Genomic DNA, 18,621 nt, shown 5'->3' with positions numbered 1-18,621 from the left:
GGCGCCGGGCCGACGCTGTCACCCCGTGCTGTGCACCAGGAAGTCGTCCAGTACCCGCACGCCGAAGTGCAGTGCCTCCACCGGCACCCGCTCGTCGACGCCGTGGAAGAGCGCCTGGTAGTCGAAGCCCTCGGGCAGCTTGAGCGGCGAGAAGCCGTATCCCTTGATGCCCAGTCTGGAGAACTGCTTGGCGTCCGTGCCTCCCGACATGCAGTACGGCACGACCCTGGCCTGTGGGTCGAAGCGCTCGATCGAGGCCCGCATCGCGGCGTACGTCGGCCCGTCCACCGGGGCCTGCAGCGCCACCTCGCCGTGGTGGAACTCCCACTCCACATGGGGTCCCGTGAGCCGGTCGAGGGTGGTGCGGAACTCCTCCTCGCCGCCGGGCAGCACCCGTCCGTCCACGAAGGCGGTGGCGCTCCCCGGGATCACATTGACCTTGTAACCGGCGTCCAGCATCGTCGGGTTGGCGCTGTTGCGTACCGTCGGCGCGACCAGGTCGGCGGCCGGGCCGAGCGCGGCGAGCAGCGCGTCGACGTCGCGCGCGAGGTCGTGCGGGTCGGCGGCGTCCAGCCGGGCCTCGACGCCGTGCAGCGTGGCCAGCTCGCACAGCGCGGCGCGGACGGTGGGGGTCAGCCGCACCGGCCATTCGTGCGCGCCGATACGGGCGATGGCGGCGGCGAGCCGGCTGACCGCATTCGCGCCGTTCACCTTCGAGCCGTGGCCCGCCGTGCCCGTCGCCGTCAGCTTCAGCCAGGCCGTGCCCCGCTCCCCCGCCGCGATGGGGTACAGCTGCATGCCGTCCCCGGCGTGGAAGGTGAAGGCGCCCGACTCGCTGACGCCTTCCGTGCACCCCTCGAAGAGGCCCGGGTGCTCGTCGGCGAGGAAGCCGGAGCCGTCCTCGGCGCTGGCCTCCTCGTCCGCGGTGAAGGCCAGCACGATGTCCCGCCGAGGCCGGACGCCGGCCCGCGCCCAGGCCCGCACGGCGGCCAGCACCATCGCGTCCATGTTCTTCATGTCGATCGCGCCGCGGCCCCAGACCACGCCGTCCCGGATCTCGCCGGAGAACGGGTGCACGCTCCAGTCGTGCGGCGCGGCGGGCACCACGTCCAGATGGCCGTGCACCAGCAGCGCGTCGGCGCCCGGGTCGCTGCCCTCGATACGGGCGACGACATTCGTCCGGCCCGGGCTGCGCTCCAGGAGGGTCGGCTCGATACTCGCCTCCGCCAGCCGTTCCGCGACGTACTCGGCGGCCGGCCGCTCCAGGCAGTCGCCGTTCCCCCGGTTCGTCGTGTCGATCCGGATCAGCTCGGAGGTGAAGCGGACCACCTCGTCCAGCGCCTGGGCATCCACCGCGCTGTCCTGGCGGATGCCAGGCGCGGGTCTTTCGCCCGCGATCGCGTCCTCCACATCGATCATCTGCTCAGCCATACTGCTCCTCCACATGGGACGAGACGAGGGTGGTGACCGCCTTGAAGCAGCGGATACCTTCGTACATGTTCGGGCTTTCGTAGCGGACGCGGCGGGTGCCGCTGCGCTCCACGCCCGGCACGCAGGTCGCGGCGCCCACCAAGTGCTCGGCGTCGAACTCCACTTCCACGGTGAACGGACCGCGCCGTATGGGCTCGTGCCGCCGCGCCAGCGCCGCGGCTTCCCGGGCCGCGGCCCGGATGTCGGCGGCCGTGCGCGCGGGCGGGCGGCACACCGCCGCGTACCGCGACACGTAGTCCTTCACTGCGATGCCCCGCGCCCCGGGCGCGTACCCCTTGGCGTCCTCGCACGTGCGGTCGTCGCCCGTCACGAGCACGACGGGCACGCCGTACTCCGCGACCACGAGCGCGTTCAGATAGCCCTCGCTCGCCGGCGTCCCGTCGACCCACACGCCCGTGATCGAATTGGCGAGGTAGGTGTGCGCCAGCACACCTTCCGTACCCGCGCCCGTGTGATAGCCGACGAAGGCTATGCCGTCCACATCGCCGTGCTGCACGCCTTCGACCATGCTCAGCGACTTGTGCCGCCCGGTCAGCATCTGCGCCCGCTCGTCCAGCTGCTCCAGCAGCAGATTGCGCATCGTCCAATGCGCTTCGTTCACGAGCACGTCATCGGCACCGCCGTCGAAGAATCCGGCGATCGCCGCATTGACGTCGGAGGTGAACATGTGACGGCAGCGCTCCCACTGACTCGTCCCCGGCAGCACATCCGCAGGCCAGGTCACGCCGGTGGCGCCTTCCATGTCCGCGGAAATGAGGATCTTCATGTGCCGCACGTTACGCGACCGCGCAGGCTCCGACCATGCCTGTGGATAACTCCGGAGGTCCAGACCGATGGCGGTCCCCGGAGCCGTGCGGCGAGGGCGGTGAGCACTGCCTTCGGGACGACTCGCGCCAGTACGGTGAGTGGGTGAACGAGACGTGGAACGAGGGCGGTACGGGGGTCCTGAGGCTGCCGTCCGGGCGGCTGGTGCGGGGGCGTGGACTGCGGCGGCCGATGCCGGCCGGGCCGGTGCCGTCGTACGCCGTGTATCTGCTCGGCAAGGAGCCGCCCGAGGTGCCCTGGGAGGCGCGGTGGCTGCGCTGGCGGGACTTCTGGCTGCCCAGCGACGGGCGGCAGCTCCGGGCGGCGCTCGGCGAGGCGTGGGAGCGGGCCGGCGCCGAGCGGGTCGAGATCGCGTGCGACGGCGGCCGGGGGCGCACGGGGACGGCGCTGGCGTGCCTCGCCGTACTGGACGGCGTACCGCGGGAGCGCGCGGTGGAGTTCGTACGCCGGAACTATGACCGCCGGGCGGTCGAGACGCCGTGGCAGAAGCGGTACGTGCGGCGGTTCACGGCCTGACGACGGCAGCTGATCACCCGTCCGGCCACGACCGCCGCGCCGCCTCACGACGACACCCCGGCTACGGGGCCAGGCGCTCCACCAGGAGCAGCCCGCCGATCACCAGCATGGCGGCGCCCGAGACGCGGGTGACGGCGCGGGCGACGACCGGCCGGGCGCGCAGCACGGTACGGGCCAGCACGCCGACGCCCGTGTAGACCGCTCCGCAGTTGGCCATGTGCACCAGGCCCAGTACGGCGATCTGGGCCGCCAGGGGCCAGCCGTTGCCGCTGTCGTGGGCGGCGGCGAACTGCGGGAGCAGCGCCACGAAGAGCAGCAACGCCTTGGGGTTGAGGCCGCTGATGCCGGCGCCCTTGAGGAGCCTGGCCCCCGGGGCCGCACCGGCCGGAACGTCGGACGGGTCGGCCGACGCGGGTGCCGCGGGCCGGACCAGGGTCATGACGCCGAGCCACATCAGGTACAGCGCGCCGAGCACTGTCAGGGCCGTGAGCACCGCCGGGTTGCTCGCGACCACGGCTGCCAGGCCGGCGACGACCACCAGGGTGAGTCCCACATAGCCGAGCAGCAGGCCGCCGACGGCCGGGAGGACGGACCGGTCGCGCAGGCCGGCGGTGATCGCGTACGCCCAGTCCGCGCCCGGCACGAGGACGAGGAGGGCGGACACGGCCCAGAAGGCGGCTATGGAGCTGGCGGCCATGGAGCGGTTCTCTCAGTTCTTTGCTGTCCTGCGGCTTTCCCTGAGAAGAATAGTTGCGATGAGCCGGAAAGTGTTTCCGTATATTGCTGCTCAGCGGGCTCTGTGTGGAAGGATTCTCCCCATGGACGACATGGACCGGAAGATCCTTTCGGAGCTGCAGGAGGACGGGCGGCTGACCCTCACGGAGCTGGCGGGCCGGGTGGGGCTCAGCCTCTCGCCGTGCCACCGCCGGCTGCGGGAGCTGGAGCGCAGCGGCGCGATCCGCGGGTACCGCGCGGTCGTGGACGCCGAGGCGGTCGGGCTGAAGTTCGAGGCGCTCGTCTTCGTGACCATGCGCCAGGAGGACCGCAGCACCGTCTCCGCCTTCGAGGAGGCCGTCGCGGACATCCCTCAGGTGCTGCAGGCGCAGCGCCTCTTCGGCGACCCCGACTACCTGCTGCGCATCGTCAGCGCGGACCTGCCGGCCTTCCAGCGGCTCTACGACGAGAAGCTGGCGACGCTCCCGGGCGTGCAGCGGCTCAGCTCCACGCTCGTGATGAAGCACGTCGTGTACGAGCGCCCGCTGCCCGCATGACGACGTGTACGCCCCCCTATGACGACGCAGCCACTGTGACGATGCGGCCGCGCAGCCCGAAGGCCGCGCGGCCGCATACGAAGGCGGGCTCTCAGCCGGACGTGTCGGCTCCCGTGGGGAGCGGCGGCTCGGCCTCGATGTCCGCCAGCTCCTCGTCGGTGAGCAGCCGGGAGCGGATGAGGAAGCGGACCCCCTCGGGGGCCTCCAGCGAGAAGCCGCTGCCCCTGCCCGGCACCACATCGACGGTGAGGTGGGTGTGCCGCCAGTAGGTGTACTGGTCCGCGCTCATCCAGAAGGGCACGTCGTCGTGGAAGACGTGGCCCAGGAGGACGTCGGCGGCGCCGACCTTGAACTCCCCGCGCGGGTAGCACATCGGGGCGCTGCCGTCGCAGCAGCCGCCGGACTGGTGGAACATCACCGGACCGTGGGTTTCCGTCAGCCGGGCCACCAGCTCCTCGGCGGCCGGCGTCAGGTCGACGCGCCTGGTGAGGCCGCCCATCAGAAGAACCCGAGCTTCTTCGCCGAGTAGCTGACCAGCAGGTTCTTGGTCTGCTGGTAGTGGTCCAGCATCATCTTGTGGTTCTCCCGGCCGATGCCGGAGTTCTTGTACCCGCCGAATGCAGCGTGGGCGGGATATGCGTGATAGCAGTTGGTCCACACCCGGCCGGCCTTGATCTCGCGGCCCAGGCGGTAGGCGGTGTTGCCGTCCCGCGACCACACGCCGGCGCCCAGACCGTACAGCGTGTCGTTGGCGATCTTCAGGGCCTCGTCGACCGAGTCGTACGTGGTCACCGAGACGACCGGGCCGAAGATCTCCTCCTGGAAGATCCGCATGTCATTGGTGCCGCGGAAGATCGTCGGCTCGATGTAGTAGCCGCCCTCCAGTCCCGGGACGGTGCGCGAGGAGCCGCCGGTGACCAGCTCGGCGCCCTCCTTCTTGCCGATGTCGATATAGGAGAGGATCTTCTCGAACTGGTCGTTGCTGGCCTGCGCGCCGATCATGGTCGCCGGATCCAGCGGGCTGCCGCTGACGATCGCCTTCGTGCGCTCCACGCAGCGGGCCATGAACTCGTCGTAGATCGAGGAGGGGATCAGCGCGCGGGACGGACAGGTGCAGACCTCGCCCTGGTTCAGCGCGAACATCACGAAGCCCTCGACGGCCTTGTCCAGGAAGTCGTCGTCGGCGGCCATGACGTCGGGCAGGAAGATGTTGGGGCTCTTGCCGCCCAGCTCCAGCGTGACCGGGATGATGTTCTCGCTGGCGTACTGCATGATCAGGCGGCCGGTCGTGGTCTCGCCGGTGAACGCGACCTTGGCGATCCGCGGGCTGGAGGCGAGGGGCTTGCCGGCCTCCACGCCGAAGCCGTTGACGACGTTGACCACGCCCGGCGGCAGCAGGTCGGCGATCAGCTCCATCATCACCAGCAGGCTGGCCGGGGTCTGCTCGGCAGGCTTGATGACCACGCAGTTGCCCGCGGCCAGCGCCGGGGCCAGCTTCCAAGTGGCCATCAGCAACGGGAAGTTCCACGGGATGATCTGGCCGACCACGCCGAGCGGCTCGTGGAAGTGGTACGCGACGGTGTCGGCGTCGATCTCCGAGATGGAGCCTTCCTGGCCACGCACGGCGCCCGCGAAGTAGCGGAAGTGGTCGACGGCCAGCGGCAGGTCGGCGGCCAGGGTCTCGCGGACCGGCTTGCCGTTCTCCCAGGTCTCGGCGACCGCGAGCGTCTCGAGATGCTCCTCGATCCGGTCTGCGATCTTGTTCAGGATGTTGGCGCGCTCCGTCGTGGAGGTGCGGCTCCACTTCGGGGCCGCCGCGTGCGCGGCGTCCAGCGCGAGGTCGATGTCGCCCGCGGTGGACCGCGCGACCTGGGTGAACGTCCGGCCGTCCACCGGTGAGGGGTTGTCGAAGTACTGGCCGTTCACCGGGGCGACCCAGTCGCCGCCGATGAAGTTGTCGTAGCGCTGCTTGAAGCTGACGATGCTGCCTTCTGTGCCGGGCTGCGCATACACCATTGTCGGCGCTCCTCGGGGAGTACGGATGAGTGCGGGTGCGGCATACCTTCACTCGGTGAGGTTGGCGAAAGGTTGGCGTCACCTCGCGTCGTCGTCAGTCGTCCGTCGTCAGTCGCGGAGTGCGGTGCTCAGGCGGCCGGCCGCGAGGGCGCGGCGGGGGTCGTGCGGGGGCAGGACGCGCAGCGCATGCTGGTGGATCTCGGCGTCGTGCGGGGCGCGCGCCCCGTAGGTGAGTGCGTGTTCCGGTACCGGGCTGGTCAGGACGGCCTCGCGGACCGCGACCTCCAGGTGCTCCCGCCAGGCGCGGATGCCCGGGGCCTCGGACTGCGGCAGCAGCGGGCCGCTGTACCGGTTGAGCGCGCCCTCCGTATCGCCCGCCGCCAGTGCCCGCAGCACCTCCACGGCGTCGCAGTCGACCGGGGTGGTCAGCGCGTACGTGCGGGTGGCGACCCCGTCGCCGAGCGCGCGCCGCAGGTGGGAGACCTCCGCCTTGAAGGTGGAGGCGGTCACCGGGCGTTCGCCGTACAGCGCGTCCCGCAGCCGCTCCGGCGGATACCCCGCCGGCTCCAGCGCCAGCAGCGTGAGGATCTCCAGCTGGCGGGGGCGCAGCCGCAGCCGTGCGCCGGCGCGCACGGCCTGCCCGGCGCCGAGGCAGGTCAGCCGCACGCCGGCCGCGCCGGTCGCTCCCGTACCGCGGCCGGCCGTCGTCCCGTTGCGCTGCCGGGCGCCGAGACCCGTGCCGAGGTCCGCCCGCAGCCGCGTCTCGATCGTGGACACCAGACTGCGTACGGTCGACATCGCCAGCGGATGCGAGCGGTCCCAGGTGGTGGAGAGGTCCAGTACGCCGAGGATGCGGCCGTCGGGGGCGTGGATCGGGGCGCAGTAGCAGGCCCAGCCGTGCAGCGCGGCGACCAGGTGTTCGGCGGAGAAGACGGCGCTGGGGCGGCCGGTGCGCAGTGCGAGGGAGAGGGCGTTGGTGCCCATGGCGGACTCATCCCAGCGGCCGCCCGGCGCGAAGTTGACCTGCTCGGCACGGCGTCGCATGACGCGGCCGCCGCAGGTCCACAGCAGGGTGCCGGACTCGTCGGTGACCCCGGCGACGAAGCCGGCGTCGTCCGCGATGCTGTTCAGCTCGTCCGCGAGATCGCTGACCGGGCGGCGCAGCGGCGAGTCGGCCCAGCGGGGGCGTACCTCGCCGCCGTCGGTCACCGGGGCGCTGCCGACGCCGGGGTCCACGGTGTGCAGCGAGCGGACCCAGGAGTCGGTCACCTCGGGGCGCAGCGGCGCCTTCCCGGCCGGCGCCCGCCGGGCCGCGCGCAGCTCCGGAACCCAGCGGGACCATTCGCTCTCCAGCGCGGCTCTGCGCTGCCGGAGGTCACTTCGCACTGATGACATGGGCGTCCCGAACCTCGTCGTCTCCAGTAGGACCACCGGCCCGTACCACCGGCCCACCGTAAGAAGCTGCCCAACCGTAAGAAGCTGTGCCCAAAAGTAGTGCGTGCCGTGCGCGGGGCACAGCCCCCGTGGCCCGCTCGCCTCACGCCGCGCGAGGTCTCGCCACCAGCCAGTTGGTGGGGATCTCGACCGGGGTCCCGTCGGGGCGGAGCTCGGTGGTGATCAGCGGGAGGCGGCCGGAGCCGGTCGACTCCAGGCCGTGGCCGGCCAGCAGATCCGGTATGAGGTCGTCGGCCATCTCGGCGGGCGCGATGCCGTGGGAGAAGATCGCGCGCACCTTGGCCGGCGGGCCCTCGGGGCGCTGCGCCAAGGACATCAGGACGCCCTTGGCGTCCTCGGAGAGTTCGACGAGGAAGAGCCGGCCGCGCTTGCCGAGGAGATGGGCGATGTTCTCGATGATGCGCGGCCGTTCCTCGGGGGCGCATTGGTGCAGTACGCCGCGCACGTAGACATTGGCATCACCGACGTCGTCGTGCAGCGCCCGTATCCGGTCCGCGTCCGCCGCATCCACCTGGCGGAATTCGGCCACCCCGTCCGGGTCCTCGCGACGAGCCCGGTCAATCGCGGACGCCGATACGTCAATACCGATCGCGCGGGGGAAGTGTTCAGCCAGGAAGCGGGTCTGCGTACCGTTCCCGCAGCCCAGGTCGATCACCGGCAGGGCCGGGTCGAAGTGCTCGGCGAAGAGCGGGAGATGGCGGGCGACCGCCAGTGCCGGTGCGGCATCCCAGAAGACCTCGCCCTCGCCCGCCGGCGCATCGCGCCAGAAGCCTTCCCACGCTGTCGGATTGTGGCTCGTTGCGCTCATGGCCAATTGCTACTGCCGAGGCTCGGCCAGGCGCAAGAGTGGTAACGGTTCTTTCAGGAGCGATGGCGCTCTGTCACCTGATGTTCGAACGTGTTGCGCGCGCCAACGGGATGCGCGCCGCAGCGGCTACCGGGGTCCCCGTCGCGTCCGCGGCAGCGACTGTTCGAACCACACCGTCTTGCCCGTGGACGTCCGGCTCGTACCCCACTCACGGGCCAGCCGGCTCACCACCCGCAGGCCGCGCCCGAACTCGTCCTCGTCCTCCACGCTCAGCAGCTGCGGCAGGCTGTGGTCGTCGTCCGACACCTCGCACAGCAGCGCGTCCGTGCGCACCAGGCGCAGCACGAGGTGCTCGGTGTGGGCGTGCCGTACGGCGTTGGTGACGATCTCGCTGACCAGCAGCTCCGCCGTGTCCGCCGCCGACTCCAGGCCCCACCGGGAGAGTTGGGCGCGCACCAGCAGCCGGGCCCGGGAGACCTCGCGGGCCTCGATGGGCAGCCGCCACTCCGCGACGTCCGCGCGCTCGATGCCGTTCAGCCGGGCCATCAGCAGCGCCACGTCGTCCTTGCGGCCGCCGCGTCCCTTGTTCAGCGTCGTGGCGAGCGCGCGGATGATCGTGTCGCAGGCTTCGTCCATGGAGGCGGCCGGGTGCGCAGCGGACTCGGCGAGCGCCGCGAGCCCGACGCCGATGTCCTCGCCGCGCACCTCGACCAGCCCGTCCGTGCACAGCACCAGCCGGTCACCGGGCGCGACGGGCACGGTCACCGCGTCGAACGGCACGCCGCCGACGCCGATCGGCGCGCCCGTCGGCAGGTCGAGCAGCTCGCTGCGGCCGTCGGCGGCGCGCACGATCACCGGCGGGATGTGCCCGGCGTTGGCGAGGGTCAGCCGGGACTCGATCGGGTCGTAGATGACGTACAGACACGTCGCGAGGTAGTTGTCGCCGAGGCGCTGGGCGAGGTCGTCCAGGCTGCGCAGCAGCTGTTCGGGCTGCATGTCGATGGCGGCCATCGTCTGCACGGCCGTCCGCAACTGGCCCATCATCGCAGCGGAGTTCAGACCGTGGCCCATGACGTCGCCGACCACCAGTGCCGTACGGGAACCGGGCAGCTTGATCGTGTCGAACCAGTCGCCGCCGACCCGGCCGAGGCGGGTGCCGGGCAGATAGCGAGTGGCCGTGTCGCAGCCCGCCATCCGGGGCTCGATGTGCGGGAGCATGCTGTCCTGCAGCGTCTCCGCGACGTTCTCCTGGTACGTGTACATACGGGCGTTGTCGAGCACGAGGCCCGCACGCGCTGCCAGTTCGGCGCCCGTGACCCGGTCCATGTCGTTGAATTCCGTACGCTCCGGGTGGCGCAGCAGGATCATGAAGCCCAGTACGACGTTCCGCGCCTTCAGGGGGACGACCAGCATGGAGCGGAGGCTGATCAGCGGGCTGATGTCGCGCTTCTCGAACTGCGAGGCGATGCGGTGGCCCATCTCCTCGCTGATGCGCGGGATGAGCACCGGCTCGCCCGTGGTCATGCACTGGAAGAACGGCGTGTGGGCGGGGAACGGCATGGACTCGCCGACCGGCACCACGTCGTCCCAGCGGCCCGGCTCGTCATTGTGCTCCACCGCGACGCGGTGCCACATCGTCGTGGTGTCCGGCGGGCCGTCGGGGAAGCCCTCACCGGCGATGACCTGCTCGCGCAGGTATGTGCCCGCGACATCGGTGAAGCGCGGTACGACCGCCTCGCTGACCTCCTGGATCGTGCGGGCCAGGTCGAGGGAGGAGCCGATGCGGCCGCTGACCTCGTTCAGGAACTCCAGGCGCTCGCGGACCGCGGCGTATTCGAGGTCCGACTCCAGCTCGGCGGCGGCCGCCGCCGCGGTCTGCGGGTCGGCGGCCTCCTGGGCCGTACGCAGCAGCCGCGCCCGCCGTTCGACGCGCCGCGGCACGCCCCAGTCCGGCGTGACCGGGAAGCGCTCCTGCTGGCTGATCTCCAGTACGGGATAGCCCAGTTCGAGGACCTGGGAGACGATGCGGGCGCTCTCCTGCGGGCTCATGCTCGGCAGGATCTCGGGCAGCCGCCGGGCGAGGTCGTGGGAGCCGGGGAAGTCCGTGTGCAGCGCGAAACCTGGCGCGAATCGCTCGCGGTCCCGCTCGCCCCCGTCCTCGCTCTCGCCGTGCAGCTGCCCGGCGTCGGCCGCCAGCACCAGCAGCCGCTCCTCACCCGGTCCGACCAGGGGATACGCCCACCACAGTATGTCTACGCGGCCGCGCTCCGGGTCCGCCGTCCGGGCCCGCCCGGCCCGCGGGAACGACGTCTCGCCGCCGAGCGCGGACTCCAGGTCGGGGCCGTGCGGGTCCTCGGCGCCGACGGCGCCGTCGGTGCTCTGCCATTCGTCGGAGCCGAGCGCGCCCGAGACGGGCATCAGGTCCACGGCGGGGGCGCCGACCGCTTCCTCGCGCGAGGGCCCGAAGAGCCGGCGTGCGCCCCGGCTCCAGTGGGAGACCAGACCACGGGCGTCGACCACGACGACGGCCAGCGGGATCCGGCCCGGCTCAGGGTCCCGCGGCGCGGGCACTCCTGGTGCCGCGCTCACCATGTCGTCGCCGTGCGACGGGCCACGCTCCATGGGCGGTTGCTCCTTCGTACGCGTACGCATGATCTGCGTCCCGCTACCACGGTACGGCCACACGCTGCCGGACGGGGCGCATTCCCCGAAGTGCGGCACCCGGTGCGCAGGCCGTGCTGCCTCGCGTTATTCCCGGACGAACGTGCTTACTCAGCACTCCGCACACCTCCCTGTGGCCCCATGGACGACGGTCGCCCTTAGAGCCTGTGTCATAGCCCCGGCCGGGCGCCCGCCGCCTGGCACGCACTCTCGCGGCGTTGCCGAACCGCCCACGTAGCTCCGCTACGAGGACGCCCCGGCGCCTGGCGATAGCACGCACCAGACGACGCGCGCTGATCCGGCCAGGGCTATGACACAGGCTCTGGGCACGGGACCGTAGCGGAAAGGAGCGCCGCGCGGTGGTCGCGGACGCAGGAGGGTGCATATTTCCGCCTCGTGCGCGCCGCGGATGCGCGTGCACTCGGGGAGCACGCGCGTCCGCGAGCGCATCCGGCCGCGCCCTCGGGAGCTCAAGGGTCAGTCCTCGTGCCCCAGTTGGAGATCGCGCTCCGTGCGGCCGCCGCCCGCGACCTGGAGGACCGTGGCGACCGGCGGATAGCCCGCGGCGATGACGGTGTACTCACCGGCCGCCAGGTCCACGAACCGGAACAGGCCGTCGGGCCCGGTGGTCGCGGTGTCCACGACGTTGCCGCCCGCGTCCAGGAGCGTGACCCGGGCGTCCTCGACGGGGCGCCCGCCACCGGCCCGTACGGTGCCGCGCAGCACCGCGCCGCCCGCCAGTTCGACGTCCTGCCGGGTCTCGCGGGACGCCTGGACGGTCACCGGGAGCGCGGCGGGACGGAAGGCGGGGGCGCTGGAGGCGAGCGTGTACTCCCCCGCCACCAGCTCGCCGATCACGTATCCGCCCTCGCGCCCGCTGCGGGTCGTCGCCACGACCTCGCCGCGCACGTCCGTCAGCGTCACCATGGCGTCGCGTACGGGCGTGCCGTCGGCCGTGGTGACCGTGCCCGCGAGCCGTCCCGCGCCGCCCAGGACCACGTCCAGGTCGACCGGCCGGTCCCCGACCGTGACGCTGACGGCCTGCGGCTGGTGGCCGCCGGCCGAGGCGATCAGTACGTAGGCGCCGGCGCCCGGGGTGCTCAGCGCGTACCGCCCGTCCTCGCCGGTCGCGCCGCGTCCGATCTGCCGGCCGGAGACGTCGATGAGGGTGAGCGCGGCGCGCGGGACGACGGACCCGTCGTGGTGCTGCACGGTGCCGCAGACGGGCACGCCGGCCGGGGTGTACGGCGCCGCGGCGGGCGCGGTGCGGGCGGCGGGGACGGTCGCGACGGTCTCCGCGCCGCCCTCGCCGAGTGTGCTGTGCGGGCCGTGCAGGGAGTGGGGGGCGTGGGTCACCAGGGGGTTCTCCTTGAGGAAGAAGGCGAGCAGGAGCCCGAGAAGGAGCACGGGCACGAGGTAGGGGAAGGTGCCGGGCACGTCCTGTACGTATGCGGCGACGGGGCCGTCGTGCAGCGGGCCGGGCACGGTGCGGCGGCGGGCCGCCCGCTCGGCCAGGAGGGCGGCGAGGACGGCCACGGCGGCGCTGCCGCCGAGCTGCCGGATGTACGCGCCGGGGGCGGTGGCGCGGCCGGTGCGCCGGGCGGCGCGCCGTACGGCGTGCACGAGGACCGGCAGGACGAAGCCGAGCCCGAGGCCGAGGATGCCGGTCCAGAGGCCGTACGTGGCGCGCCCTGTGTCGGCGCGCAGGTGGGACAGGAGCCACATGCCCTCGGCGGCCAGCGCGCAGCCCAGTACGGCGAAGATCCGGTGGTGTCCGGTACGGCCGATGAGGCGGGCCGCGACGGCGGCGGCGAGGGCGGCGCCGCCCGTCAGGGGCAGCATGAGCAGCCCGGTATCGGTGGCGGAGGCGGCGTGCGGGAAAGCCGGGAGGTGGCCCGCGGCCCCGTGGAGCGCGAGGCCGAGGACGGCGCCGACCGCACCGGTGACGCGGAAGGCCGGGCCGCGGAGGAGGCCGGGCGGCAGGATCGGTTCGGCGGCGAAGTGTTCGACGGCCGCGAAGAGCAGGGCGCTGCCGAGCGCGCCGCAGCCGAGCCCGAGGACGACGCGCGAGTCCCAGGCGTACTCCGTACCGGCCCAACTGACCAGCAGGGCAAGGCAGGTGGCGAGGACGGCGAGCAGCAGGACGCCGAGGACGTCCGGCCGGGGGCGGCGGGCCGTCCGGGGCAGCCGCAGCGCGACGGCCAGCACGAGGAGGACGGCCAGCCCCACGGGGACGTCGAGCGTGAAGCACCAGCGCCAGGAGGCGTGATCGGCGAGGAGGCCGCCGAGCACCGGGCCCGCGGCGGCGGCGAGTCCGAGGACGGCGGCGGCCAGCCCGAGGGCGCGGCCGCGCGCACGCGCCGGTACGAGTGCCGCGAGGACGGCCTGTACGCCGGCCATGACTCCGCCGGCGCCGAAGCCCTGGGCCGCGCGGAAGGCGGTCAGTTCACCCATCGTGTGCGCCTGTCCGGCCGAGGCCGCCCCGGCCACGAAGACCAGGAGCGCGAGGAGGAGGGCCGGCTTGCGGCCCAGGTGGTCGCCCAGCCTGCCGAGGAGCGGCAGGCCGAGGACGGCGGCGAGGAGGTACGACGTCACCGGCCAGGACATCCGGCCCGGGGCGCGCAGTTCGGCGGCGATCTCCGGGAGCGGGGTGACGACGATCGTCTGGCCGAGCGCCGCGAGCAGCAGCGCGGGCAGCAGGCCGAGGAACAGTACGGGGCGGAAGCGGCGGGGTCCGGGCCGCTCCTGGGCGGGGCCGGACTCGGGTGGTCCGCCGGTGTCCAGTACGGCCGTCACCGCTCCGGTCGCCGGCGGTCCGGACCTCTCGTCCGGCTCCGCCAGGATGATCCCGCCCACGTGCTGCTCCCCTCGTCACGCCTGTGCCGCGCCCTGTTCTCGCATCGGGCGACAACTGCGATCAAGCGTGACGAAACGGCGCGTTCGGGGCGGGAGCACCCGTCAACGGCCGTGCGGGAGCGCCCTATCGGGCCCTCATCAGGGCTTTAACCTCCGGACCACGGGCGGCCCGCGTCATGCGGGCACGACGGGAAACCACCCGATCCGGTGAGCCCTCAAGCCTCTTTCAGGGGCTCACTTCGCCTCGTTCCAGAGACTCACTTCTCCGTGTGCGCCGCGAGGTTGGTGAGGATCGCGTCGTAGATCCGGCCGAGGCCCTTGGGCGCGAAGGTCCGCTCGAAAAAGCCGCCGACGCCGCCCGCGCCCTGCCAGGTCGTGGTGACGGTGACCCGGGCGCGGTTCTCGCCCGCCGGGGTGACGGTCCAGGTGGTCACCATCGAGGAGTTGCGGTCCTTCTCGACGAGCTGCCCCTCGGCCGGCTCGTCGACGTCCAGCAGGCAGTCGCGGACGCGCTTGCTGGTCGCCTGGAGCTTCCAGTGCACCAGGGTGCCCTTGCCGTCGCCGCCCTCGCGGACCTCGTACTCGCTGAAGTGCTCGGGCAGCAGCTTCGGACGCGTACCGGAGTAGTCCGCGAGCGCGTCGAAGACGTCCTCCGGCTTCGCCGCGATCTCCCGCTGCGTGGTGGCTTCGACCTGGCCCATGTGTGCTGCCCTCCGGTGCTCGCTCGCTGGTCGTGCGCTGTGCGCAGCACAGCCAACCACTCCGGCGCGGCGCGCCCAAATCCGGGTTGACAGCAACATTGGGAACACCTGTTCTATTATCTCGAGCGGGGGGCCGGCACCACCCAGGAGGAGGCGCGATGCGCTGGAACAATCTGAGCGAGCACACGGCGGACCCGTCGGGCCCTGCCCGTACGGCGGCGCTCTTCGGTACGGACGTGGTCAGCCGGACCATCGACACGCCTGAGTTCCGCGGGGTGACCTTCCACGAAGTACGCGCCCGTTCGATCGTGAACCGGGTCCCGGGCGCCTCCCGTATGCCGTTCGAATGGACGGTGAATCCGTACCGTGGGTGCACTCACGCCTGCGTGTACTGCTTCGCCAGGCGCACCCACAGCTATCTCGACCTGGACACCGGCCTCGGCTTCGACAGCCAGATCGTGGTGAAGGTCAACGCGCCGGACCTGCTGAGACGCGAGCTGTCCGGCAGACGCTGGCGCGGCGATCACATCGCCATGGGCACGAACGTCGACTGCTACCAGCGGGCGGAGGGCCGGTACCGGCTGATGCCCGGCATCATCGAGGCCCTCCGCGACCACGCGAACCCCTTCTCCATCCTCACCAAGGGCACGCTGATCCTCCGCGACCTGGACCTGCTGCGCGCGGCCGCCGAGGTCACCGATGTCGGCATCTCGATGTCCGTCGGCTTCCTGGACCGCGAGCTGTGGCGCACGGTCGAGCCCGGTACGCCGTCCCCGGAGCGCCGCCTGGACACGGTCCGCACCCTGACCGAGCACGGCATCGGCTGTGGCGTCCTGATGGCCCCGGTCATCCCCTTCCTGGGCGACCACCCCGACCAACTGCGCGCCACCGTACGGGCCATCGCGGCAGCCGGCGCGTCCTCCGTGACGCCACTGGTGCTGCACCTCCGGCCCGGCGCCCGCGAGTGGTTCATGACCTGGCTGACGGAGCACCACCCGCACCTGGTGCCGCGATACGAGCGCCTCTATGCAGGCGGCGCCTACGCCCCCAAGTGGTACCAGCGACGCATCACCCGCCAGGTCCACGATCTGGCCACCGAATACGGCATAGGCCCCACGCACGCCACCACCCACCGCCGCATCCCACCCCAGCGCACCCCTGCCGCCCCCGAGGTGCCGACCCAGCTCACTCTCCTGTAGCTCAGCCGGTCCCCGTGTCGAGCCTCGCCAGCGAGGCCGCCGCCGCGGCCGCCAGGCGGGGGTGGTCCAGGGCTGCGGTGAGGGCCGGTACGGCGCGGCGGTCGCCCAGGGCGCCGAGGCCCTCCACACAGGCGAGGGCGACGCGCCAGTAGGGGGTGTGGGGGGTGAGGAGGCGTTCGAGGGTGGAGATCAGGGCGGGGACGGACTCGGGGGCGCGGAGGTCCACGAGGAGGCGTACGGGGTGGAGCGCGTAGGCCGTGCGGAGGGGGTTGGTGGCGAGGGCCGCGGCGGCGCGGGCGGTGCGGGGGTCGCCGAGACGGGCCAGCGCGTGCGCGGCCGTGGCGCAGCGGACCGGGTCGCGGTAGTTCAGGAGGAGGACGAGCGTCTCGAAGGCGCGGCGGTCGCCGGCGCAGCCGAGGGAGAAGGCGGCGATCTCGCGGGTCCACAGCGGGCGCTCGACCGCCGTGAGCATTCTGGCCAGCTCTTCTCTGCCCGCCGGGGTGTTCTTGCGGGCGAGGCCCAGCAGGCGTTCGTAGGTGACGAGATCGGCCGGTGACCGCAGCTCGCCCCGTACCCGGTCGGTCAACTCATGGAATTGGTCTTCCATTTGCGATGCTCCTCCCCCGCCGCCTCGGCGTGGCCCGCGCCACAGATTAATTCCCCCCTTTCCCCCTGGCGCTTGCCATTACCCGCGAGTTAATCTGCCGGTACGAGCAGCACCCCTGCTCCGGCGGCCTGGTGACGCAGCCGCCATGAGTGAAGTCGGTTCGGCACCGCACAGCACGACATCAGCGGAGTGACCGGCCGTGGTCCCGGGACAGGGCCCGCCGCGCAGCTCCTTCCGTACACACTCCTCGACCGCATCCCTCGATGGCGTCGACCGCATCGATCGCGGCGACCACGTGTGCGCTCACCCTCAGTCGTCACTTCTCCCCTGCCCGCAGGGGAACACCCTCAGGAGTCTCGCGATGGGCCTCTCGTCCACCCCAGATTCGCCCCTGTCCCCCGCCACCGCCGCCTCCGGTATCGCCACCGTCGCCGTCGTCGGCCTGGGCACGATGGGTACCGGCATCGCCGAGGTGCTCGCCCGCGCCGGCCGCGAGGTCATCGGCATCGACATCGACGACACCGCGGTCCGCCGCTCGGTCACCGCCCTGGAAGCGTCCACCGCCCGTGCCGTGCAGCGCGAGCGGATCACCGAGCGCGAGCGGGCCGATCTGCTGGCCCGGTTCCGTACCTTCTCCGATCTGCAGGCCGCCGCGGAGGCGGATCTGGTGATCGAGGTGGTGCCGGAGGACTACGAGCTCAAGCGGCAGATCATCAACGCCCTGGACGGCATCGTCCGCCCGGACGCCGTGCTGGCCACCGGTACCAACTCCCTCTCGGTGACCCGGCTGGCCGCCGATTCGCAGTACCCGGAGCGCGTGCTCGGCCTGCACTTCTTCAACCCCGCACCGGCCATGAAGCTGGTCGAGGTCGCCTCCTCCGTGCTGACCGCGCCCACGGCCGTGGCCGCCGTCACCGAGCTCGCCCGTGAGCTGGGCAAGGACCCGATCGCGGTGGGCGACCGCCCCGGCTTCGTCGCCGACGGCCTGCTCTTCGGGTACCTGAACCAGGCCGCCGCGATGTACGAGTCGAAGTACGCGACCCGTGAGGACATCGACGCGGCGATGCGCCTGGGCTGCGGGCTGCCCATGGGGCCGCTCGCCCTGCTGGACCTCATCGGCATCGACACCGCCCGTACGGTCCTGGAGGCGATGTACGCCGCGTCGCACGACCGGCTGCACGCGCCCGCGCCGATCCTCGGCCAGCTCTCCGAAGCGGGGCTGACGGGCCGCAAGGCGGGCCGCGGCTTCTACACGTACGAGGCGCCGGGCTCGGCGACCGTCGTGGCCGACGCGGACACTCCGGCCGCGGCCGGGGAGCAGTCCGGGGCCCGTACGGTCCGCAGCGTCGGCGTGGCCGGTTCCGGGACGATGGCCAGCGGCATCGCCGAGGTCTTCGCGAAGGCCGGTTACGAGGTCATGCTCGCCGCGCGCAGCCAGGAGAAGGCGGAGAAGGCCAAGGCCCGGATCGAGAAGTCGCTGGGCCGGTCGGTCGCCAAGGGCCGGATGACCGAGGAGGCCCGGGACGCGGCGCTCGCCGCGATCACCCCGGCGGGCTCGCTGGACGCGTTCGCCGAGGTGGATCTGGCCGTCGAGGCGGTGGCCGAGGACCTGGAGATCAAGCAGCAGCTCTTCGGGACGCTGGACAAGATCTGCAAGCCGGGCGCGGTGCTGGCCACCACGACCTCCTCGCTGCCGGTCGTGGCCTGCGCGCGGGCCACTTCGCGGCCCCAGGACGTCATCGGGATGCACTTCTTCAACCCGGCGCCGGCCATGAAGCTGGTCGAGGTCGTGCGGACGGTCCTGACGGCCGACGATGCCCACGCGACGGTGCGCGCGGTGTGCGCCAAGGTCCGCAAGCACCCGGTGGACTGCGGCGACCGGGCGGGCTTCATCGTGAACGCGTTGCTCTTCCCGTACCTGAACAACGCGATCAAGATGGTCCAGGAGCACTACGCCTCCCCGGACGACATCGACGCCGCGATGAAGCTGGGCGGCGGCTACCCGATGGGCCCGTTCGAACTGCTCGACGTGGTGGGCCTGGACGTCTCGCTGGCCATCGAGAAGGTGCTGCACGCGGAGTTCCGCGATCCGGGCCTGGCCCCGGCGTCGCTGCTGGAACACCTCGTGGCCGCGGGCTGCCTCGGCCGCAAGACCGGCCGCGGCTTCCGTGAGTACGCCAAGCGCTGACGCCGGGGGCGGCTGGGGCGGGCTGCT

15 protein-coding genes are annotated in these 18,621 nt (G+C 72.2%); 4 read left to right on the top strand and 11 right to left on the bottom strand.

What is annotated here, in order from left to right:
* Positions 1–18 precede the first annotated feature (18 nt).
* Positions 19–1,419, bottom strand: coding sequence for a M20/M25/M40 family metallo-hydrolase (locus IF04_RS0107960; protein WP_030252890.1), 1,401 nt, complete (start codon positions 1,417–1,419; stop codon positions 19–21).
* Positions 1,420–1,423: 4 nt separating this feature from the next.
* Positions 1,424–2,257: a M55 family metallopeptidase gene (locus IF04_RS0107955; RefSeq protein WP_030252888.1), complete on the bottom strand. Its 834-nt coding sequence runs from the start codon at positions 2,255–2,257 to the stop codon at positions 1,424–1,426.
* Positions 2,258–2,400: 143 nt separating this feature from the next.
* Between IF04_RS0107955 and IF04_RS0107950 the strand changes: the two genes are divergently transcribed.
* Positions 2,401–2,832, top strand: a complete 432-nt coding sequence (locus IF04_RS0107950; protein WP_030252886.1) for a protein-tyrosine phosphatase family protein — start codon at positions 2,401–2,403, stop codon at positions 2,830–2,832.
* A 61-nt stretch (positions 2,833–2,893) separates the two neighbouring features.
* On the opposite strand, the gene IF04_RS0107945 is transcribed toward IF04_RS0107950, so the two are convergent.
* Positions 2,894–3,529: a LysE family translocator gene (locus IF04_RS0107945; RefSeq protein ID WP_030252884.1), complete on the bottom strand. Its 636-nt coding sequence runs from the start codon at positions 3,527–3,529 to the stop codon at positions 2,894–2,896.
* A 121-nt stretch (positions 3,530–3,650) separates the two neighbouring features.
* On the opposite strand from IF04_RS0107945, the gene IF04_RS0107940 reads away from it, so the two are divergent.
* Positions 3,651–4,103, top strand: a complete 453-nt coding sequence (locus tag IF04_RS0107940) for an Lrp/AsnC family transcriptional regulator (protein ID WP_030252882.1) — start codon at positions 3,651–3,653, stop codon at positions 4,101–4,103.
* Between the two features lie 91 nt (positions 4,104–4,194).
* Here the strand turns inward: IF04_RS0107940 and IF04_RS0107935 are convergent, their stop codons facing one another.
* The 7 genes from IF04_RS0107935 to IF04_RS0107905 form a co-directional block, all read right to left on the bottom strand.
* The gene (locus IF04_RS0107935) at positions 4,195–4,602 is read right to left on the bottom strand and encodes a DUF779 domain-containing protein (RefSeq protein ID WP_030252880.1); all 408 of its coding nucleotides are present in this window, start codon (positions 4,600–4,602) and stop codon (positions 4,195–4,197) included.
* Positions 4,602–6,119, bottom strand: coding sequence for an aldehyde dehydrogenase (adh, locus tag IF04_RS0107930; RefSeq protein WP_030252878.1), 1,518 nt, complete (start codon positions 6,117–6,119; stop codon positions 4,602–4,604). Before adh ends, IF04_RS0107935 begins: the two co-directional genes overlap by 1 nt.
* Before the next feature lie 108 nt (positions 6,120–6,227).
* Positions 6,228–7,514 (bottom strand): helix-turn-helix domain-containing protein, encoded by a 1,287-nt coding sequence (locus tag IF04_RS0107925; protein ID WP_030252875.1) that lies wholly within the window; start codon positions 7,512–7,514, stop codon positions 6,228–6,230.
* A 142-nt stretch (positions 7,515–7,656) separates the two neighbouring features.
* A complete protein-coding gene (locus IF04_RS0107920) occupies positions 7,657–8,382 on the bottom strand; it encodes a class I SAM-dependent methyltransferase (RefSeq protein ID WP_030252873.1) in 726 nt (241 codons plus the stop codon).
* A 126-nt stretch (positions 8,383–8,508) separates the two neighbouring features.
* Entirely contained in the window at positions 8,509–11,004 is a 2,496-nt protein-coding gene (locus IF04_RS0107915) for an ATP-binding SpoIIE family protein phosphatase (RefSeq protein WP_030252871.1), read from the bottom strand.
* Positions 11,005–11,520: 516 nt separating this feature from the next.
* Positions 11,521–13,899 (bottom strand): MFS transporter, encoded by a 2,379-nt coding sequence (locus tag IF04_RS0107910; RefSeq protein WP_030252869.1) that lies wholly within the window; start codon positions 13,897–13,899, stop codon positions 11,521–11,523.
* Positions 13,900–14,156: 257 nt separating this feature from the next.
* On the bottom strand, positions 14,157–14,600 hold the full coding sequence (locus IF04_RS0107905; RefSeq protein ID WP_030252867.1) for an SRPBCC family protein: 444 nt from the start codon (positions 14,598–14,600) through the stop codon (positions 14,157–14,159).
* A 158-nt stretch (positions 14,601–14,758) separates the two neighbouring features.
* On the opposite strand from IF04_RS0107905, the gene IF04_RS0107900 reads away from it, so the two are divergent.
* Positions 14,759–15,799, top strand: coding sequence for an Rv2578c family radical SAM protein (locus IF04_RS0107900; RefSeq protein ID WP_030252864.1), 1,041 nt, complete (start codon positions 14,759–14,761; stop codon positions 15,797–15,799).
* A gap of 1 nt (position 15,800) precedes the next feature.
* Here IF04_RS0107900 and IF04_RS0107895 read toward each other — a convergent pair whose 3' ends face one another.
* Entirely contained in the window at positions 15,801–16,406 is a 606-nt protein-coding gene (locus tag IF04_RS0107895) for a HEAT repeat domain-containing protein (RefSeq protein ID WP_030252862.1), read from the bottom strand.
* Positions 16,407–16,767: 361 nt separating this feature from the next.
* On the opposite strand from IF04_RS0107895, the gene IF04_RS0107890 reads away from it, so the two are divergent.
* The gene (locus IF04_RS0107890) at positions 16,768–18,594 is read left to right on the top strand and encodes a 3-hydroxyacyl-CoA dehydrogenase family protein (RefSeq protein WP_078599969.1); all 1,827 of its coding nucleotides are present in this window, start codon (positions 16,768–16,770) and stop codon (positions 18,592–18,594) included.
* Positions 18,595–18,621: the final 27 nt, after the last annotated feature.

Origin of the sequence: Streptomyces violens (assembly GCF_000717745.1) — a bacterium.
Classification (GTDB): domain Bacteria; phylum Actinomycetota; class Actinomycetes; order Streptomycetales; family Streptomycetaceae; genus Streptomyces; species Streptomyces violens.
The sequence above is the reverse complement of the archived record's forward strand: the minus strand, read 5'-3'. Positions and strand labels throughout refer to the sequence as shown.